Raw genomic sequence first — 17,097 nt, forward strand, 5'->3', positions numbered from 1 at the left:
CTCGGGCCTTATCTATCGGTAATTTTCTGCTGTTCCCTCAGCGCTGGTAATGGTACTTCCGGGTGATTTCGCGGGCCAAAAGGGTGTAGCTTATCGAGACTTGACGCTTTTTGTGAGTGCGCAGCGCCCTGCTAGCGTCGACTGACATGGGCCAACCGGGGGAAGAATCCGTCATGGCGGATCGAGTAACCGACGGTGATGAGCGTGTGATAGCCGTCCGAGTCTTTGAGATATCCGGTGCGAAGATCGAACTGCATGAGGTTCTTGTGGATGAGCGCAAAGCCGCCATCGACAACATACTCCAGGCTTCCGTTCTGCAATACCGTGGGAGCATACTCGGCGAACGCTGTAACAGTGCTAGTCAAGCTGCGTCCCCCCGCCACGCTGGGGGCCCAGCTCGGTCGACGCGCACCGGCGAGACTGGTCAGCGTGGCCCCGGCGACTTCATTGACGAAGTATTTCTTGCCGATGGTCTGCGTCCATATCGCGGTCGCAGCGGGATCATAGCTGCCGGATGTCCATTTCGGGCCTCCAAAGGGGAGGCTCAGTGCAACGATCGCGGACCTTGGAACCACCTGGTTTGCCTTGCCCAGGCCCAGTTTCACGCTGAAGGCGGGGTCCATGATTTGAAAAGATGCGCTATGCGGCGTGGGCGACTTCTGATACATTTCATCGCTCCACATATAGCGGATCTCGAAACGTTCGGACAATCCAAGACGCACAAGGGTTTCGGGTAGGTCACCAGTAAATTGCGTTCTCTGGAAGCTGACACCGGCACCGTTCTCGAACTGGAGGCTCCCAGGGGGAATCAGGTCGGGGGAATCTCCGACGGTTGGCCGTTCGGTAGAGATTGCGGGCGATTCGATCTCTTGCGCATTTCCCGCGAGGGTGGAGATAAGGATCAGACCTAAGAGGCAAATTGCGCTGACGTTCGCGCTGAATAGGTTCATAGAGGGCATCTTGAGCTCGATTCAGGTGTTGAGCTTTATAAAATCTTTACAAGTTAGAGCCCCTCCCTATCGGCACCTGCGATTGCTGATTCATATCACTATCGTGTTATGGGAACCGCCTTTCCACCCCCGATCAGCAATCCTCGCCTGAAATTTCTAAATGCAGATGCCGATAGAAGTCATGCTTACGGCGCCGTCGATTTTCGAAGACGTTGGCAAATCAAGGAGTAATTGGATGGACATTCTACTGGTGGACGACAGCAAGACGATGCGTATGCTTGTGCAGCGGGCCATTCGTCAGGCAGGTTACAGGGGCCTCTCATTTGGCGAGGCGGAGAACGGCGTCCAAGCGCTTGAATCGATGCATCAGGAGAAACCGAAGCTCGTCCTTTCAGACTGGAATATGCCTGAGATGTCAGGCATCGAGCTCTTACAGTCACTGCGCAAAGAGGGAAACAAGACTCCCTTTGGATTCATCACGTCGGAGAGCTCCGCTGAGATCAGGGATATGGCCATCAGCAACGGAGCAAGCTTCCTGTTAACCAAGCCCTTCAATCCGGACGATGTGCAGGCTGCCCTCGATCCCTTTCTGGAAGGCTGCTGATCATGGCCGAACCGAAGCCGTTCACTATCGCGAAGCTGTTCACTGATCTCACTGGACAGAACGTCAATTTCACGCAGATATTGAAAGCCCCCTTGACAAAGGCCGCTCAAGCCTACGGGGTGTACCTGATCAAGCCCATGGATTCGATCCGGGTGGTTCAAGTTGACCTTCCCTTGCTCGGCTCGTTCGGCGGCGCTCTGTTAGGTCTTCCCTCACAGACGGTGAAGGAAAGTCTGGCAGCTCCCTCGCTCGATGAGCCATTACGTGATGCAATCCACGAAGTGCTCAACGTGGCTTCTACGATTGTCTCCATCGACGACAGGGCGGTATTCCAGACGATGCACTTTGGTGCCGATTCACTCCCAACGGGCGTCGCAGATTCCTTGAAGAACCCGGCATTCCGCTCCTACTTCACCGTGACGATGAACGGCTATGAAGGTGGCGCGTTTTCGATCTTTGCTCCAATCTAGATGTTCGCGTACGAGAGAGCTCCGATCAATCGCCTTAAACCGATCGGAGCCAACCTATTAAGGCGGTTAGGTGAAAGATGCTGACAGTCTATGACGTCGAGGTGTTTCTAAGCGCAACCGCAAACATAGCCGATGTGAACAAGCTGAAGGATCACTTCAAAGCCTTGTCGATCAACTCAATCGGCCTGGATTGCGATGGCTCCCGATCCAGGTCCGAGAACTTGTCCTTCTCGATTTATGGGGATATTGGTCCCTTCATGATGAAGAGAATGGCGTTGGAGTGTACGGAAAACGTCTTTCCCGGCTGCATCGTCGATCTATCGGAGCGCCGATAGCTGTCGGTCGCGTCCCAGCGAGTTCATCCGGATTTCGATGCAGGCCTGCGGAGCAGGGTTTGCATAACCTTCCTTCTTGGGCCGTGGGGCACCAAGAGCTTCCCTTCACAAGCTGCTTCTGTCGGCGTTCCTGGTATCGCGCAAACCAGCGCGCAGCTACGTCAGCGGTCGTCCGACTCTCCGCCTCAATCTCCCACGGCCATGGCTGCGCTCTCGCGGCGCAGACGTTGCCTTAATTTCATCGGCCACTGATGATCCATGCACGGCTTCTCCACCAGCAGGAAGAAGATCGTGCAGCAGACCGAGATCAGTCCCAGGCTCACCGCCCATATCATTGCGGCGCTGTGCAGCTTCATCGCCACGACGCCAATGATCTGCTGGTGGATCAGATAGATCGAGTAGCACATCCCGCCGATTGTCGCGGTAAACCTCGACCGGAACAGAACGTTGATCAGCTTCCCGGCAAACGCCGACCAGTACACGGCGACCAGCCCCAATGGCATCATCAGATTCCACCACCGCTTGTCCGTCGCCAGCACCAGATACCAGCCCACCACTGCTGCAACGTCCCAAAGATACGTGCGCCGCTTAGGCGCATCGAGCAGATAGAGATCCGCCAGCAGGAACCCCGCGACAAAGAACTGTAGCGTCCCCACGATGCTGTGGTCCGATCGATAGTGCCCGTTCAGAGACAGCCCAAACGCAGACAACGCCAGTGTAGCCACCACCAGCACAGTCCTCCGCACCCGGGTATTGCGAATCGCGAAGACATAGACCAGCAGCGGCACCAGCAGATAAAACTGAATCTCCACCTCAAGCGACCACGCCACCGGATTGATTGTGCTCAGCGCCGCGTAGATCAAGGAGTGCATATAAAACAGCGTCGCCAGGAAGTGCGGCAGCAGCAAACCCACCGGTTGATGCTTCACCACAATCAGCACCGCCAGGCATAACAGCACGCTGACCAGATAAGGTGGCTCAATGCGCGTCAATCGCCGCAAAAAGTAGGTCTTCAGCTCGACCTTCTTGCCCTGCAGCAGCCAGAACTTCGCGAACGGCAGCGCCAGCACGAATCCGCTTACAGTAAAAAAGAGTTGAACCCCACGGTTTAGCCGGCTCGTCAGAAACGAGGGGTCTTCCAGCAGATAGAGGTGCGTCTTTTGGAGCATGTGATAGAGAATAACGAAGATGATCGCAACGAACCGGAAGGAGTCAATCTCCGGTATATACGCTCTGCCCCCGGTATCGCGCCGCAACAGGCCCAACAACTTTCGCATGCTACCCCATTCGCAGCGCTCTCAGTCGGCCACGCGTTTATCCACACATAAAGTATAGCGGGGCGAAATCGAGCTGACCTCAACTTATGCAACTGGAGTCCTGCAACTATAGTCCAACGTACATTAGAGCCAAGGTAATCTCCGAGGGACTTCATGTGGATCGTAAGACTGGCGCTGCGGCGCCCTTACACGTTTGTCGTTGTGTCGATGCTCATCCTCGCCCTGGGCATCGGTTCCGCCATTGAAGCACCCAAGGACATCTTCCCCTACATCGACATTCCCGTCGTCACCATCGTCTGGGCGTATCCAGGCCTGACGCCCACCGAGATGGAAGGCCGCATCGTCACCGTCTGTGAGCGCGCCCTCACCACCACGGTCAACGACATCGAGCACTCCGAGTCCGAGTCCTACCAGGGCGTCTCGGTCATCAAGGTCTTCTTCCAGCCCACGGTAAAGGTCGACCTCGCCGTCGCGCAGGTCACCGCCATCGTCCAGACCATCCTCCGCGGCCTTCCCCCCGGCAGCTTCCCGCCGAACGTCATCAAGTATGACGCCTCCAGCGTTCCCATCGTGCAATTAGGCCTCTCCGGCGATGGCCTCTCCGAAACCGATCTCTACGACCTCGGCCTCAGCTTCATCCGTCCCCGCCTTGCCACCGTCCAGGGAGCCGCCGTCCCCCTCCCGTACGGCGGCAAGGCCCGCCAGGTCATGGTCGACGCCGACCCCGACCTGATGTACGCCAAACATATCTCCGCCGCCGATGTCTCTACCGCCATCGGCCAACAGAATCTCATTCTCCCCGCCGGCACGGCCCGTCTCGGCGGCCGCGAGTACGTCGTCAAGGTCAACAGCAGCCCCACCATCGTCTCCGCTCTCAATGACCTCCCGGTTCGCGCCGCCAACGGTGCTGTCGTCTACATCAAAGACGTAGCTCAAGTGGAACTCGGCTTCGCCGTCCAGACCAACGTCGTTCGCGAAAACGGCAAGCGAGCTGCCCTGCTCACCGTCCTCAAAAACGGCAAGACCTCCACGATTGACATCGTCAATGGCGTCAAGAACACCATCCCCCGCATCACCGCCGACCTGCCCAAGACCCTCAAGGTCACGCCGCTCTTCGACCAATCGGTCTTCGTCAAAAGCTCCATCAGCGAGGTCGTACGCGAGGCCACCATCGCCGCCGTGCTCACCGGCTTGATGATCCTCCTGTTTCTGGGAAGCTGGCGGAGCACCATCATCGTCTGCGTCTCCATCCCGCTCTCCATCGCGACATCGCTCATCATCCTGACCGCACTTGGAGAGACCATCAACGTGATGACCCTCGGCGGTCTCGCACTCGCGGTCGGGATCCTCGTCGACGACGCCACCGTCGAGATCGAGAACACTCACCGCAACATGGGCGAACAAAAATCTCTCGTCCGCGCCATCCTCGACTCGGCAGAACAGGTCGCCGCCCCGGCCTTCGTCTCCACGCTCTCCATCTGCATCGTCTTCATCCCAGTCGTCTTGCTCACCGGCGCTGCCAAGTTCCTCTTCACGCCATTGGCCGAGGCCGTCGCCTTCGCCATGATGGCCTCTTACTTCCTCTCGCGAACACTCGTGCCAACGATGATGCACTTCCTCCTTCCCGCCGAGCTCGTCCTTTACCAGGACGAGGCCGCCGCCATCGAGGAAGAAAAGCACAACTGGATCTGGCGCTGGCACAAGAAGTTCGATCACCAGTTCGAGAAGCTCCGCCACAAATACAAAGGCGTCCTCGCCTGGTGCCTCGACAACCCCGCCATTACGCTGACTATGTTTGCCACGTTCATCCTGCTCTCGCTGCCGCTCGTCTTCGTCATTGGGCGCGACTTCTTCCCCTACGTCGACTCCGGCCAGATGCGCCTCCACGTCACCCCGCCCGAAGGCATGCGTATCGAAGACTCCGAGCAGTACTTCGCCGCAGTCGAAAAGGAGATTCGCAAAGTCATCCCGCCCGACGAGATCAAGCTCATCCTCGACAACATCGGCCTCCCCAACGGAGGCATCAACCTCGCCTTTGGCAGCACCGGCACCATCAGCAACTCCGATGGCGAAGTCCTCATCGCCCTGAACCCTGGCAAGCGCGACACTGAGCGCTATATGCGTGAACTTCGAGCCGACCTTGCCCAGAAGTTCCCCGATGGGGACTTCTTCTTCGCCCCCGCTAACATCACCAACCAGATCCTCGACTTCGGCCTGCCAGCTCCGATCGATCTCCAGATCGTGGGCCGCGCCAAGAATAACTACCAGATCGCCCAGGACCTCCAGAAGAAGATCGCCGCCATTCCTGGCGCCGTCGACGTCCACATCCACCAGCAAGTCTCCTACCCCACCATGCAGGTCAACGTCGACCGCAGCCGCGCCCGTCAGCTTGGCCTCACCCAGCAGGACGTTGCCCAGGGGATGCTGATCTCGCTGACCGGTACCGCGCAAACCGCGCCCAACCAATGGCTGAACCCTCTGAACGGAGTTAACTACCAGGTCGTCGTGCAGACGCCCATCTATCGCAACAGCAACTTGCAAGAGCTGGCCCGTACCCCCATCAGTTCGCCCAATGGAGACTCCAGCCAACTCCTCGGCAACCTGGCCACCTTCCGCCGTGACGCCTCGCCCATCGTCATTGACCACTACAACATCCAGCCCACCTTCGACATCTACGCCGACGTAGACCAGCGTGACCTGGGCGGCGTCGCCAGCGAGATACAGAAGATCATGGACGACACCAAGAAGACGCTCCCGGCCGGCACTGTTCTCACCCTGCGCGGAGAGGTCAAGACCATGCAGGACTCCTTCATCCGCCTCGGCATCGGCATCGTCTTCGCCATTGCCCTCGTTTACCTGCTGATGGCCGTCAACTTCCAGAGCTGGCTCGACCCGCTCATCATCCTCATGGCCATCCCCGGGGCCTTCTGCGGAATCCTCTGGATGCTCTTCGCTACTCAAACTACCTTTAGCGTCCCTTCGCTCATGGGCGCGATCATGACCATCGGCGTTGCCACCGCCAATTCGATCCTGATGGTCGTCTTCGCGAATGACGAACGCGTCGCCGGTAAAGACCGCTACGAAGCCGCGCTCAACGCGGGCTTCACTCGCCTTCGTCCCGTCTGCATGACTGCCCTCGCCATGATTATCGGAATGTTGCCGATGGCGTTGGCCTTCGGTGAAGGCGGCGAACAGAACGCTCCGCTTGGCCGCGCCGTTATCGGAGGTCTACTCCTCGCTACGGTTGGCACGCTATTCATCGTCCCTGTCATCTACTCTCTGCTCAAGAAAAACCCGCCCATTGACTTCTCGAAAGAGATCGACGAAGAGTACGCCGAAGGCGACCCCAACGAGACACCTATGAAGGAGCAGCACGCCTGATGCCCCCCTATCCTTCCAATCAAGACAATCAGAAAATAGGCGACTCCTTCGCCGACCCCAACTCGCTCGACGATCAGAAGCTTGGCAACGCCTTCGTCGAAACGAACTCCAGCAAGAAGAAGAAACACCACGACGCCCCACAGCCCAACAAGAAGCCGGTCAATGGCCGCATCCTCTTCTTCTTTATCCTCGCCGTGGTGGTCGTCTTCCTGCTCATCTTCCTGCTCGGCTTCCTGCCTCGCCACTCGCGCAACAAAGAGATCGAAGCTCGCGCGAAAGACCAGAAAGACTCGGTGCCCGTCGTCCAGGTGCAAAAGATCAAACGCGCGCAGGACACCGCAGGCCTCACCGTTCCCGGCACCACAACGCCGCTCATCGAGGCCTACGTCTACGCCCGCTCCAACGGCTATATCTCCCGCCGCCTCGTAGACATTGGCGACCATGTCCGCAAGGGCCAGTTACTCGCCGTCATCGACTCGCCCGACCTCGACCAGCAGGTTGACCAGGCGCGTGAGCAGGTCTCGCAGGCGGAGTCGCAAGTAGCCCAGCAGAAGGCCCAGCTCGATCTCGCCACGGTAACCGTGAAGCGTTACAGAGTCCTCGTCGCCAAGGGTGTCTTCTCGAAACAGGATGGCGACCAGCGCGAGACCGACTACCAGGGACAGATCGCCAACGTCGCCGCCGCCGAGCGCAACGTTGAAGCCTTCAAGGCCAACCTTCGCCGCACCATTGCACTGCAATCCTACGAACGAGTGACGGCTCCTTTTGACGGTGTCATCACCGCGCGCAACGTCGATGTCGGCGCTCTCGTCTCCGCCTCAGGCTCGGCCAACGGCTCCGGCGCGGGCGCACCGCAAGGCCAGCAGACCGGGTCAGCCGCCGGAGCCTCGAACAGCTCCGGCACCTCTGGCTCCTCATCTACCGCCGCGAGCCCAAGCACCGGCGGCGGCCAGGGCGGAGCGCTCTTCTCCATCGCCCAGGTCCAGCGCCTCCGCATCCTCGTCTCCGTACCTGAGGGCTACGCTCCCCAGGTCTTCGTCGGCCAACACGCAACCGTCAACTTGCAGGGCGCGCCCGACACCAGCTTCTATGGCGACGTCACCCGCACCGCCGCCGCCATCGACCAGAACACCCGCACCCTCCTCACCGAAATCCAGATCGACAACAAGTCGGGCAAGCTCCTCTCAGGCATGTATGCCGTCGTCACCTTTGACGCCATCAAGGGCACCGGCTCCATCCTCGTCCCCAGTGACGCCATCGCCATCCGCAAGGACAAGTCCGTCATCGCCATCCTGACCAGCGACAACAAAGTCCACATGCAGCCCGTGCAGATCGGCCGCGACTACGGTCCATCCACCGAGATCACCTCCGGCCTGAAGGACGGCGACACCATCATCACCGAGATCACTGACGACATCACCGAAGGGGCGACCGTCAAGCCGAAAACCGTCGGCGGCCCGGGCGAAAACCCCGATGCCCAAAACAGCGCCAAGCCCAACATCAACCAGCCAGCCCCTCCCGGCGGCCCCAGCCAGTATGGCAATCAGTCGATCACCGACCAGAATATGCAGGGCGCGAACGCGAAATCCCAGCAACAGGGCAGCGGCAGTAAGCAGAAAGACAAGTCCTCCAATGGGAGCAAGCCCTAATGCGCCTATTGCTCTCATCCCCAGCCCCAAAGATGCGTCATCCCGACCGTCCCCTGAGCTTGTCGGAGGGGAAGTGGAGAAACACCTGCATTTCGCTCCTGCCCTTAGCCCTGCTCGCCACCGGCCTCGCACCCGCGCAGACGACGATCGCTCCGGCGTCCGGCGCCGTAACCTCGCCGGTCACAAATCAGCAGACGGCCCCCGACGCCCCACGCATAAACCTGCCCCCCATCACTCCATTTACCGTCCCTCCAGCAGCGCCCGCTCCGCAACTTACCCGCGACGAAGCGGTAGACGCCTCACCGACGCGTTCCGTCCCTAAGGGTCTGCGCCCGGACCTCCTCGGATTCCTCGGCCCCTACCGCCGTCCCACTGTCCCACCGCTCTTCCCCGGTGCCGGCACCCGCCTCACCAGCCTCGTAAGAGACGGCAAGCTCTACCTCACTCTCCACGACGCCCTCGCCCTGGCCATCGAGAACAATCTCGATGTCGAAGTCGAGCGCTACAACATCGTCCTCGCCGACACCGACCTCGTCCGCGCCAAGGGCGGCGGCAGCACCCGCGGCATCGACTTTACCATCCAGGAGCCCGAGAACGGCGTCGGTGGGCCGGGCAGTCCCCTGCTCAACACCGCCGCCGTCAGCACCAATCCTGTAACTCCCACGGTTACAGATCTCACCTCGCTCAACTCGATGGTGCAGGCCCAGCAGAACCTGTCCGAAGCCGGTACCGGCTCGGCCTACTCTCAGGGCCCCAACATCCCGCTCTACGATCCCAGCCTCTTCGCCGAATCCGGCTATCTCCAGCGCTCGAACACCACCACGCTGACCTCGACGACCGGCTCGGACGCAGGGACCACCACCACCCAGACCGGGAGCCTGAAATATGTAACCGCCAACGTTGCGTATCTGCAAGGTTTCAGCACTGGCGCTCAAATTGAAGCCACCGTCAACAACGACTCATCCGTCGTCTACGGCTCCGCTTCACAGTACGATCCCTTCGCCACCATCAGCACCTCCAGCACCCTCACCCAGCCGCTGCTCCGCGGTCGAGGCCGCGACGTCAACCTTCGCTATCTCCACATCGCAAACAACAATCGCAAGGCCTCCCGCCTCCTCTTCGAGCAACAGGTCCTCGAAACCGTCTACGGCACCTCGCGCCTCTACTTCGACCTCGTATCGCTAGGAGAGAATGTGGTCGTCAAGCAGGAGTCCCTACGCGCCTCGCAAAAGCTGGTCGAAGACGACGAATCCCAGGTTGATCAAGGCACCCTCGCCCCCATTGAACTCACTCGCGCCCGCGCCCTGCTCGGCAGCAGCCAATTCGATCTGATCCAGGCCCAGGGCCTCTATCGCCAGCAGGAGGTCATCCTCCGCGATGAACTCATCCGCACCGGATCGCCTGTCTTCGCCGCACAGTTTACAGAGATTGTCCCCACGGACCGCATCCTCGTCCCCGACCAGCCCGATCCCATGAACGTCCCGGACCTTATCCAGCAGGGTCTCGCCCGTCGTCCCGACCTCGCCCAGGCCGCTCTCCAGATCAAGAACGGCGAGATCAGCGTCAAAGCGTCACGCAACCAGGCCCTGCCGCAGCTCAACCTTTACGGCAACGTCGAAACCCGCGGCAGCTCCGAACAGGCCTACGAGCAGCTAGGCAGCACCGGCACTGGCCTGCCTACCATCCCGCAGAACTTCGCTCTCGGCGGGCTCCGCACCTCCACCATCTACCAGGGCGGAATCCAACTGACTCTTCCCCTGCGCAATCGCGTCGCACAGTCCGACGCTGCGCGAGACGCCGTTCAACTCCGCCAGGCACAGGCCCGCACTGAAAAGCTCGCCAACCAGATCCGAGAGTCCATCGAAAACGCCACCATCGCCGTGGACACCGCTTACGCCGCCTATCGTGCCGCCACCACCAGTCGCGACTACCAAGAGCAACTCCTGCAGTCCGAGCGCGACAAGCTCTCCGTCGGTGAGTCCACGAACCTTCTCGTCGTCCAAAACGAGACGTATCTCGCCCAGGCACGCTCCACCGAGATCGCAGCGCGGAGCAACTGGAAGAAGGCCCAGATCGACCTCGACCACGCCATCGGCAATCTCCTCGACCGCAACAACATCAAGCTCGATGATGCTATCTCCGGCACCATCGACGACACACGCCGCTGACGAACCCGTTTCGCCCGCGCTCACAGATTCATTCGGCATTTACAGTATTAGAGATGGCAAAAACTGCAAAGGTCGATCTCGTCGGCGTCGGGCTCAATGCCACGGACACGGTAATCCCCCTCTCGAAGTACCCCACCCGAGGCTCCAAGGTCGAATACAGCCAGGCCTCAGTTCTGCCCGGTGGCCAGGTCGCCTCCACGGTCGTCGCCTGCCAGCGCTGGGGCATGAAGACCCGCTATGTTGGCAAGCTCGGCGACGATGTAGCCGCCACGCTCCACCGCGAGGCCTTCGCCCACGCCGGCGTCGAGACGCGCCTACTCACCGTCAACGGCGGCGCAAGCTCGCAGTCGCTCATCCTCGTCGACGACGGGGGAGAGCGCACCGTCCTCTGCCGTCGCGATGAGCGCATGAACCTGCGGCCGGAAGAGTTGCATCGCGATTGGATCGTCAACGCCCGCGCCCTCCACGTCGATGGCTACGACACCGCCGCCGCGACCCTCGCCGCGCAGTGGGCCCGTGAGGCCGGAGTTCCGGTTATTGCCGATCTCGATGAGATCTACACCGGGATCGAAGGCCTGCTCGAAAACACCGACTTCATCGTTGCCAGCCGAGACTTTCCCTGCCGTCTTATGCGCGAACCCAACCTCGAGTTCGCCCTCAAGATGATGCAACACCGCTTCGGCTGCCGCATCGCCGCTGCCACGCTTGGCGAAGACGGTGTCCTCGCCTGGGACGGCGAACAGTTCCATCACGCCCCCGCATTCCGTGTCCCCGTCGTCGACACCACCGGTGCCGGCGACATCTTCCACGCTGGCTTCATCTACGGCATGCTGCAGGGCTGGCCGCTGCAACACCAGCTAGACTTCGCCTGCGCCGCCGCCGCCCTCAACTGCACCCAGGTCGGCGCGCGCGGGGGCATCATGCCCGTGGACATCATCGAGGAACTGATGGCAACCGGTCCCCGCTACGATAGTGCGTTCTGCATTCAGCTCGCCGACTAGAATTTGCGCGAATTCGTGCAAATCAAGATCAGAGATTGCGCAAATTGCTGCGATATGATCATCTCAATCTCGATCCAGCACTGAATGCAGTTCCGTAAGAAGGAGACTCCTCTGTTGATCGCCTCTTCCCTGCCTTTACGCCTCTCCGCTGTCGCCGCGCTCTCCGCCTCTCTCTTCTGCATCTCACTTCACGCCCAGACTCCACTCCAGATCATGCCGCTTCCCGCCCACGCCACCGTCGCGTCCGGCAGCTTTGCCATCAACGGGACGCTGCGCATCGTCTTCACTGGCTATCAGGAACCCCGCCTCGAACGCGCCCGCCAGCGCTTCCTCGCCAACGTCGCAAGCCGCACCGGCATCCCACAATGGGCCTCTGCGCCGGCCACCGCCCCTGGCATCACCATCCACACCGGCGGTCCCAGCGCCACCGTCCAGCAGGTGGCCGACGACGAATCCTACAAGCTCCAGGTAGCACCCGCCGACATCTCCATCGACGCCCCCACGCCCCTCGGCGCGATGCACGCCCTCCAGACTCTTCTTCAGCTGATCGAGCTAACCCCCAGCGGCTTCACTATCCCAGCCGTCACCATCGACGACGCCCCCCGCTTCCCCTGGCGCGGTCTCATGGTCGACTCTGGCCGCCACTTCATCTCGCTCGACGTGCTCTATCGCACCCTCGACGGCATGGAAGCCACCAAGCTCAACGTCTTCCACTGGCACCTCTCGGAAGACCAGGGCTTCCGCCTCGAGAGCAAGACCTTCCCGCTCCTGCAGGAGAAGGGCTCCGACGGCCTTTTCTACACGCAGCAGCAGGCCAAAGAAGTGATCGCCTACGCCCGCGATCGCGGCATCCGCGTTATCCCCGAGTTCGACATGCCGGGCCACGCAACAGCTATGTTCGTCGGCTATCCCGATCTAGCCAGCGGCCCCGGCCCTTACCAGATCGAGCGCCAGTGGGGGATCTTCGATCCCGCCATGGACCCCACCCGTGAGTCCACCTATAAGTTCCTCGACAAGTTCTTCGCTGAGATGACCGCTCTCTTCCCCGATGCCTACTTCCACATCGGCGGCGACGAGTGCAACGGCAAGGAGTGGGACCGCAACCCTCGCATCCAGGAGTACATGCGCGCCCACAACCTCAAGAACAACGAGGCCCTGCAGGCCTACTTCACCACCCGCGTGCAGGAGCTCGTGACTAAACACGGCAAGATCCCCATCGGATGGGATGAAGTCCTCCAGCCCAACACCCCCAAGCAGGTCATGATCCAGTCCTGGCGCGGCCAGGAGTCTGTAGCGGCTGCGGCCAAGAATGGCCACAACGTCATCCTCTCGAATGGCTATTACATCGACCTGAGCGAACCCGCGTCGCAGCACTACGCTGTCGACCCGCTCGGCAAGGCCGCGGATCTCACCCCCCAAGAGAAGAGCCACATCCTCGGCGGTGAAGCCACCATGTGGAGCGAGATGGTCACCTCCGAGACCATCGAGGGTCGCATCTGGCCCCGCACCGCGGCCATAGCGGAGCGCCTCTGGTCGCCGCAGGACATCACCGACCAGGCCTCCATGTACAAGCGCCTCGCGATCGCCGCGCAGACCCTCACTTGGCAGGGCATCCCTTACCTCGCCACAAGTAGCAACATGATTGACCGCATCGCCGGCGGCAACGACTCTGCCTCGCTGCGCGTCGTGGCCAGCGTCGTCGAGCCACCCAAGGAGTACGCACGCCCGGATCTGAAGCCCTACGACAGTGGGTCGCCCATGAACCTGCTCGTCGACGCCGTCTCGCCTGAGAGCGACACCGCCCGCAACTTCCGCGATCTCGCTGCCCGCATCGCCAGCGGCACCGCGACCTCGGCCGATCGCGCCCAGGCCCGCCAATGGCTCACTCTCTGGCGCGACAACGACGCGGCACTCCAACCCACCATCTCTTCCTCGGCGTTGGCCGCGGAGCTCGCGCCTATCTCGCGTAACCTGCGCGACAGCTCCGCCATTGGTCTCATTGCGCTCGACGCCATCGAGCAGAAGAAGCCTCTTGCGGCTGCCGATCAATCGCAGCAACTGGCGACGCTCAAGACCCTGGAAGCACCACAAGCCGTGCTGCTCAACATGACCGTCCCTGGTGTCGAAGCTCTCGTCACCGCAGCCAGCCGCTAATCCTACCCGAAGCGTCATCCAAAGTCCGTCATCGCCAGTAAAGCCGGTTGCCCCTTCTTCGCGACAGTCTCATCGTCGCTAAGGTGGGACAGTCGCGCTACGCGCGAACCAGCCTCCCTCCACCAAAGCTCCAGCCATGGACTTGCAAGCCCGTGGCATACCCACCCACACCCATCCGGAAACCCACGCCGTCGCGATTTCAATTGACATCGCAGCTTCTTTACTTCTACTAATATTCACATATTCAAACGTTGCAATAACCGGATACGCGATCTCCATCGTAGCGAAATCCTTCTGCAACGCTCTACCTCTCAATCTCCATAGGACGGTTCGCAGATGATGCTCCCGCGCAAAGCTCCCGTTTCCAGCATGGCCCTCTCGCGGCTCTGCGTTCTCGCACTCGCCGCTGTAACGCCCGCTCTTCATGCAGCCACCGCCACGCCACTTAAGCTCGGCTGGACCGTGCAGTCTGATTGCAAGATCCACGGCGACGGTGCGACCCTCTCGCGCCCGGGGGCCTCGACGCAAGGCTGGTACAGCGCGACCATCCCCTCCACCGTGCTCGCCGTACAGGTAGCCGCAGGCGAGTTCAAAGATCCCTACGTGGGCACCAATCTCCGTTCGATCCCCGGCACGTCCTACCCCATCGGCCAGAACTTCTCGAACCTCGACATGCCTCCCGACAGCCCATACCGCTGCGGCTGGTGGTATCGCAAGTCCTTCGAGGTTCCCGCCAGCGACGCTGGTAAGACCTCCTGGCTCCACTTCAACGGAATCAACTACCGCGCCGACGTCTGGCTCAACGGCATCAAGATCGCCAGCTCCAGCGACGTCCAGGGAGCCTACCGCACCTACGACTTCAACGTCAGCAAAGCTCTCAAGCCCGGCCACGAAAACGTCCTCGCCGTCGAAACCTTCGCTCCCACGCCCACCGATCTTGGCATCAACTGGGTCGACTGGAACCCCTGCCCTCCGGACAAGGACATGGGCCTGTGGGGCGCGGTCAGCCTGCGATCAAGCGGCCCTGTCGTCGTCCGTTCCCCCATGGTGACGACCCACTTCACCGACGCCTCTCTAAAGACCGCCGAACTCACCGTCCGCGCTGCGGTCGATAACGCAACCGACCATCCCATCGAAGGTCGACTCGAAGGCAGCGTCGCTGGAGTCGTCATCTCCCAACCCGTAACACTTGCGGCAAACGAGTCAAAGTCCATCGCCTTCACTCCCTCTGACTATCCTCAGCTCACCATCTCGAATCCCCACGTCTGGTGGCCCGCTGATGTAGGCGCTCACCCGCTCGAAACCGCCTCTCTCAAGTTCGTCATCGCTGGCGCGGTGTCAGACGAAAAGTCCATCCGCTTCGGCATTCGCGAGGTCGTCTCCGAGTTCACTCCCAAGGGGGCTCGTCTCTTCAAGGTCAACCAGCGGCCTATCCTTATCCGCGGCGCCGGCTGGTCGCCCGACATGATGCTGCGCGAGCAGCCGGAAAAGCTCGCCGCCGAGTTCGCCCTCGTCCACGACATGCACCTCAACACCATCCGCCTCGAAGGCAAGCTCGAGACCGAGGAGTTCTTCCGGCTCGCCGACGAGCAGGGCGTCATGGTCATCGCCGGCTGGTGCTGCTGCGATCACTGGGAGCACTGGGACAAGTGGGACGCCAACACCCTAAAGGTTGCCACCGCATCGCTCGACGCGCAGGTCATGCGCATCCGCAGCCATCCCAGCCTCATCGCCTGGCTCAACGGCAGCGACAACCCGCCGCCAGCAAACGTCGAGACCGCTTACCTCAACGTCCTCAAGCAGGACTTCTGGCCCAACGCCATCGCCTCCTCTGCCACCGGCCAGCCGACCACGGTCACCGGCGAGAGCGGCGTCAAGATGACCGGCCCGTACGATTACGTCGCCCCCTCTTACTGGCTCACCGACACCAATAAATACGGCGGAGCCTATGGCTTCAACACCGAAACCGGCCCCGGCCCTGCAATCCCATCGCTCACCAGCCTCAAGAAGATGCTCGGCCCAGGCCACGACTGGCCGCGGGATGATGTCTGGTCCTACCACGCCGGCGGCGGAGGCTTCAAGGACATCCACGTCTTCAACGACGCCATGAAAGCCACCTATGGCATGCCCGACTCCGCAGCCCGCTATAACCTTATCGCGCAATCGATGGCCTTCGACGGCGAGCGCGCCATGTTCGAGGCCTACGGCCGCAACAAGTACACGTCCACCGGAGTCATCCAGTGGATGCTCACCAATGCTTGGCCCTCCAGCATCTGGCACCTCTACGACTACTACCTCGACGCGGGCGGCGGGTTCTACGGCGCGAAGAAGGCCTGCGAGCTCCTCCACGTCCAGTACAGCTACGACGACCACAGCGTCTACGTCGTCAACAGCGTCTACGAAGCCACACCCGGCCTCACCGCTTCAGCCCGCGTTTACGACCTCAACCTCAAGGAACTTTTCTCTAAGTCAGCGCCGCTCGACTCCGCCTCCGACAGCTCCACCAAAGCCATCGACATCCCGCAGGATGTCTTCTCCAACACCTCCGCCACCTACATCGTCCACCTCGAACTCAAGGACGTGAAGGGCCGCATCGTCAGCACCAACTCCTACTGGGTGCCCGGCAAACTGACCGAGTTCGACTGGGCGAAGACCAACTATACCCACACGCCCGCCAAGACTCCCGAAGACATGACCGCCCTCGCATCTCTTCCCTCCGCAAAGGTGAAAGTAACCGCGCAGAACGCAGGCGATCGAATCCACGTCCATCTCTCGAATCCTTCGGACAAGCTTGCCTTTCAACTCGCCGTAGAGCTCGAAGACGAGCACGGCGCAAAGCTCCCACGCATCACGTGGAGCGACAACTACCTCGAGTTGCTTCCCGGCGGACAGCGGGAACTCACAGCCCTGCTCCCCGCCGAGACACTCACCGCCCTCGGCATCAAAGACGCGTCCACTCTCAAGGTCAAGCTCGAAGGCTGGAACGTAGCCCCCGTCACCATCAACCCCATCCACAACACAAAATGAGAACAGGTAAGTAAGAACGGGTGCACCATCCATCGCGTCTTTGCGATGGGTGGGATGTACGAATCTCACCCAGCAGCTCTT

The 17,097-nt window shown here is 60.9% G+C and carries 11 protein-coding genes; 9 read left to right on the top strand and 2 right to left on the bottom strand.

Going from position 1 to position 17,097, the window contains the following annotated elements; genetic code table 11:
* Positions 1 to 131 precede the first annotated feature (131 nt).
* Entirely contained in the window at positions 132 to 950 is an 819-nt protein-coding gene (locus tag OHL18_RS13345) for a hypothetical protein (protein ID WP_263375339.1), read from the bottom strand.
* Positions 951 to 1,110: 160 nt separating this feature from the next.
* Here OHL18_RS13345 and OHL18_RS13350 point away from each other — a divergent pair, with 160 nt between their 5' ends.
* The 3 genes from OHL18_RS13350 (at position 1,111) to OHL18_RS13360 (ending at position 2,359) form a co-directional block, all read left to right on the top strand.
* Positions 1,111 to 1,554, top strand: coding sequence for a response regulator (locus OHL18_RS13350; RefSeq protein WP_263375340.1), 444 nt, complete (start codon positions 1,111 to 1,113; stop codon positions 1,552 to 1,554).
* 2 nt (positions 1,555 to 1,556) lie between these two features.
* Entirely contained in the window at positions 1,557 to 2,024 is a 468-nt protein-coding gene (locus OHL18_RS13355) for a hypothetical protein (RefSeq protein ID WP_263375341.1), read from the top strand.
* A gap of 77 nt (positions 2,025 to 2,101) precedes the next feature.
* Positions 2,102 to 2,359 (top strand): hypothetical protein, encoded by a 258-nt coding sequence (locus OHL18_RS13360; RefSeq protein WP_263375342.1) that lies wholly within the window; start codon positions 2,102 to 2,104, stop codon positions 2,357 to 2,359.
* Positions 2,360 to 2,544: 185 nt separating this feature from the next.
* Here OHL18_RS13360 and OHL18_RS13365 read toward each other — a convergent pair whose 3' ends face one another.
* A complete protein-coding gene (locus OHL18_RS13365) occupies positions 2,545 to 3,636 on the bottom strand; it encodes an acyltransferase family protein (protein WP_263375343.1) in 1,092 nt (363 codons plus the stop codon).
* Positions 3,637 to 3,789: 153 nt separating this feature from the next.
* Between OHL18_RS13365 and OHL18_RS13370 the strand changes: the two genes are divergently transcribed.
* The 6 genes from OHL18_RS13370 to OHL18_RS13395 all read left to right on the top strand — a co-directional run bounded on the left by OHL18_RS13370 (position 3,790) and on the right by OHL18_RS13395 (position 17,016).
* Positions 3,790 to 7,017, top strand: a complete 3,228-nt coding sequence (locus OHL18_RS13370) for an efflux RND transporter permease subunit (protein ID WP_263375344.1) — start codon at positions 3,790 to 3,792, stop codon at positions 7,015 to 7,017.
* Positions 7,017 to 8,666 carry an efflux RND transporter periplasmic adaptor subunit gene (locus OHL18_RS13375; protein ID WP_263375345.1) on the top strand — a complete coding sequence of 550 codons (1,650 nt, stop codon included), beginning with the start codon at positions 7,017 to 7,019 and terminating at the stop codon, positions 8,664 to 8,666. Before OHL18_RS13370 ends, OHL18_RS13375 begins: the two co-directional genes overlap by 1 nt.
* Entirely contained in the window at positions 8,666 to 10,834 is a 2,169-nt protein-coding gene (locus OHL18_RS13380; RefSeq protein WP_263375346.1) for a TolC family protein, read from the top strand. The genes OHL18_RS13375 and OHL18_RS13380 overlap by 1 nt, the downstream gene beginning before the upstream one ends.
* A 53-nt stretch (positions 10,835 to 10,887) precedes the next feature.
* Positions 10,888 to 11,835 carry a carbohydrate kinase family protein gene (locus tag OHL18_RS13385; RefSeq protein ID WP_263375347.1) on the top strand — a complete coding sequence of 316 codons (948 nt, stop codon included), beginning with the start codon at positions 10,888 to 10,890 and terminating at the stop codon, positions 11,833 to 11,835.
* Between the two features lie 114 nt (positions 11,836 to 11,949).
* On the top strand, positions 11,950 to 13,989 hold the full coding sequence (locus OHL18_RS13390; RefSeq protein WP_263375348.1) for a beta-N-acetylhexosaminidase: 2,040 nt from the start codon (positions 11,950 to 11,952) through the stop codon (positions 13,987 to 13,989).
* 336 nt (positions 13,990 to 14,325) lie between these two features.
* On the top strand, positions 14,326 to 17,016 hold the full coding sequence (locus OHL18_RS13395) for a glycosyl hydrolase 2 galactose-binding domain-containing protein (RefSeq protein WP_263375349.1): 2,691 nt from the start codon (positions 14,326 to 14,328) through the stop codon (positions 17,014 to 17,016).
* Positions 17,017 to 17,097: the final 81 nt, after the last annotated feature.

Source organism: Granulicella aggregans (genome assembly GCF_025685565.1).
GTDB lineage: Bacteria > Acidobacteriota > Terriglobia > Terriglobales > Acidobacteriaceae > Edaphobacter > Edaphobacter aggregans_B.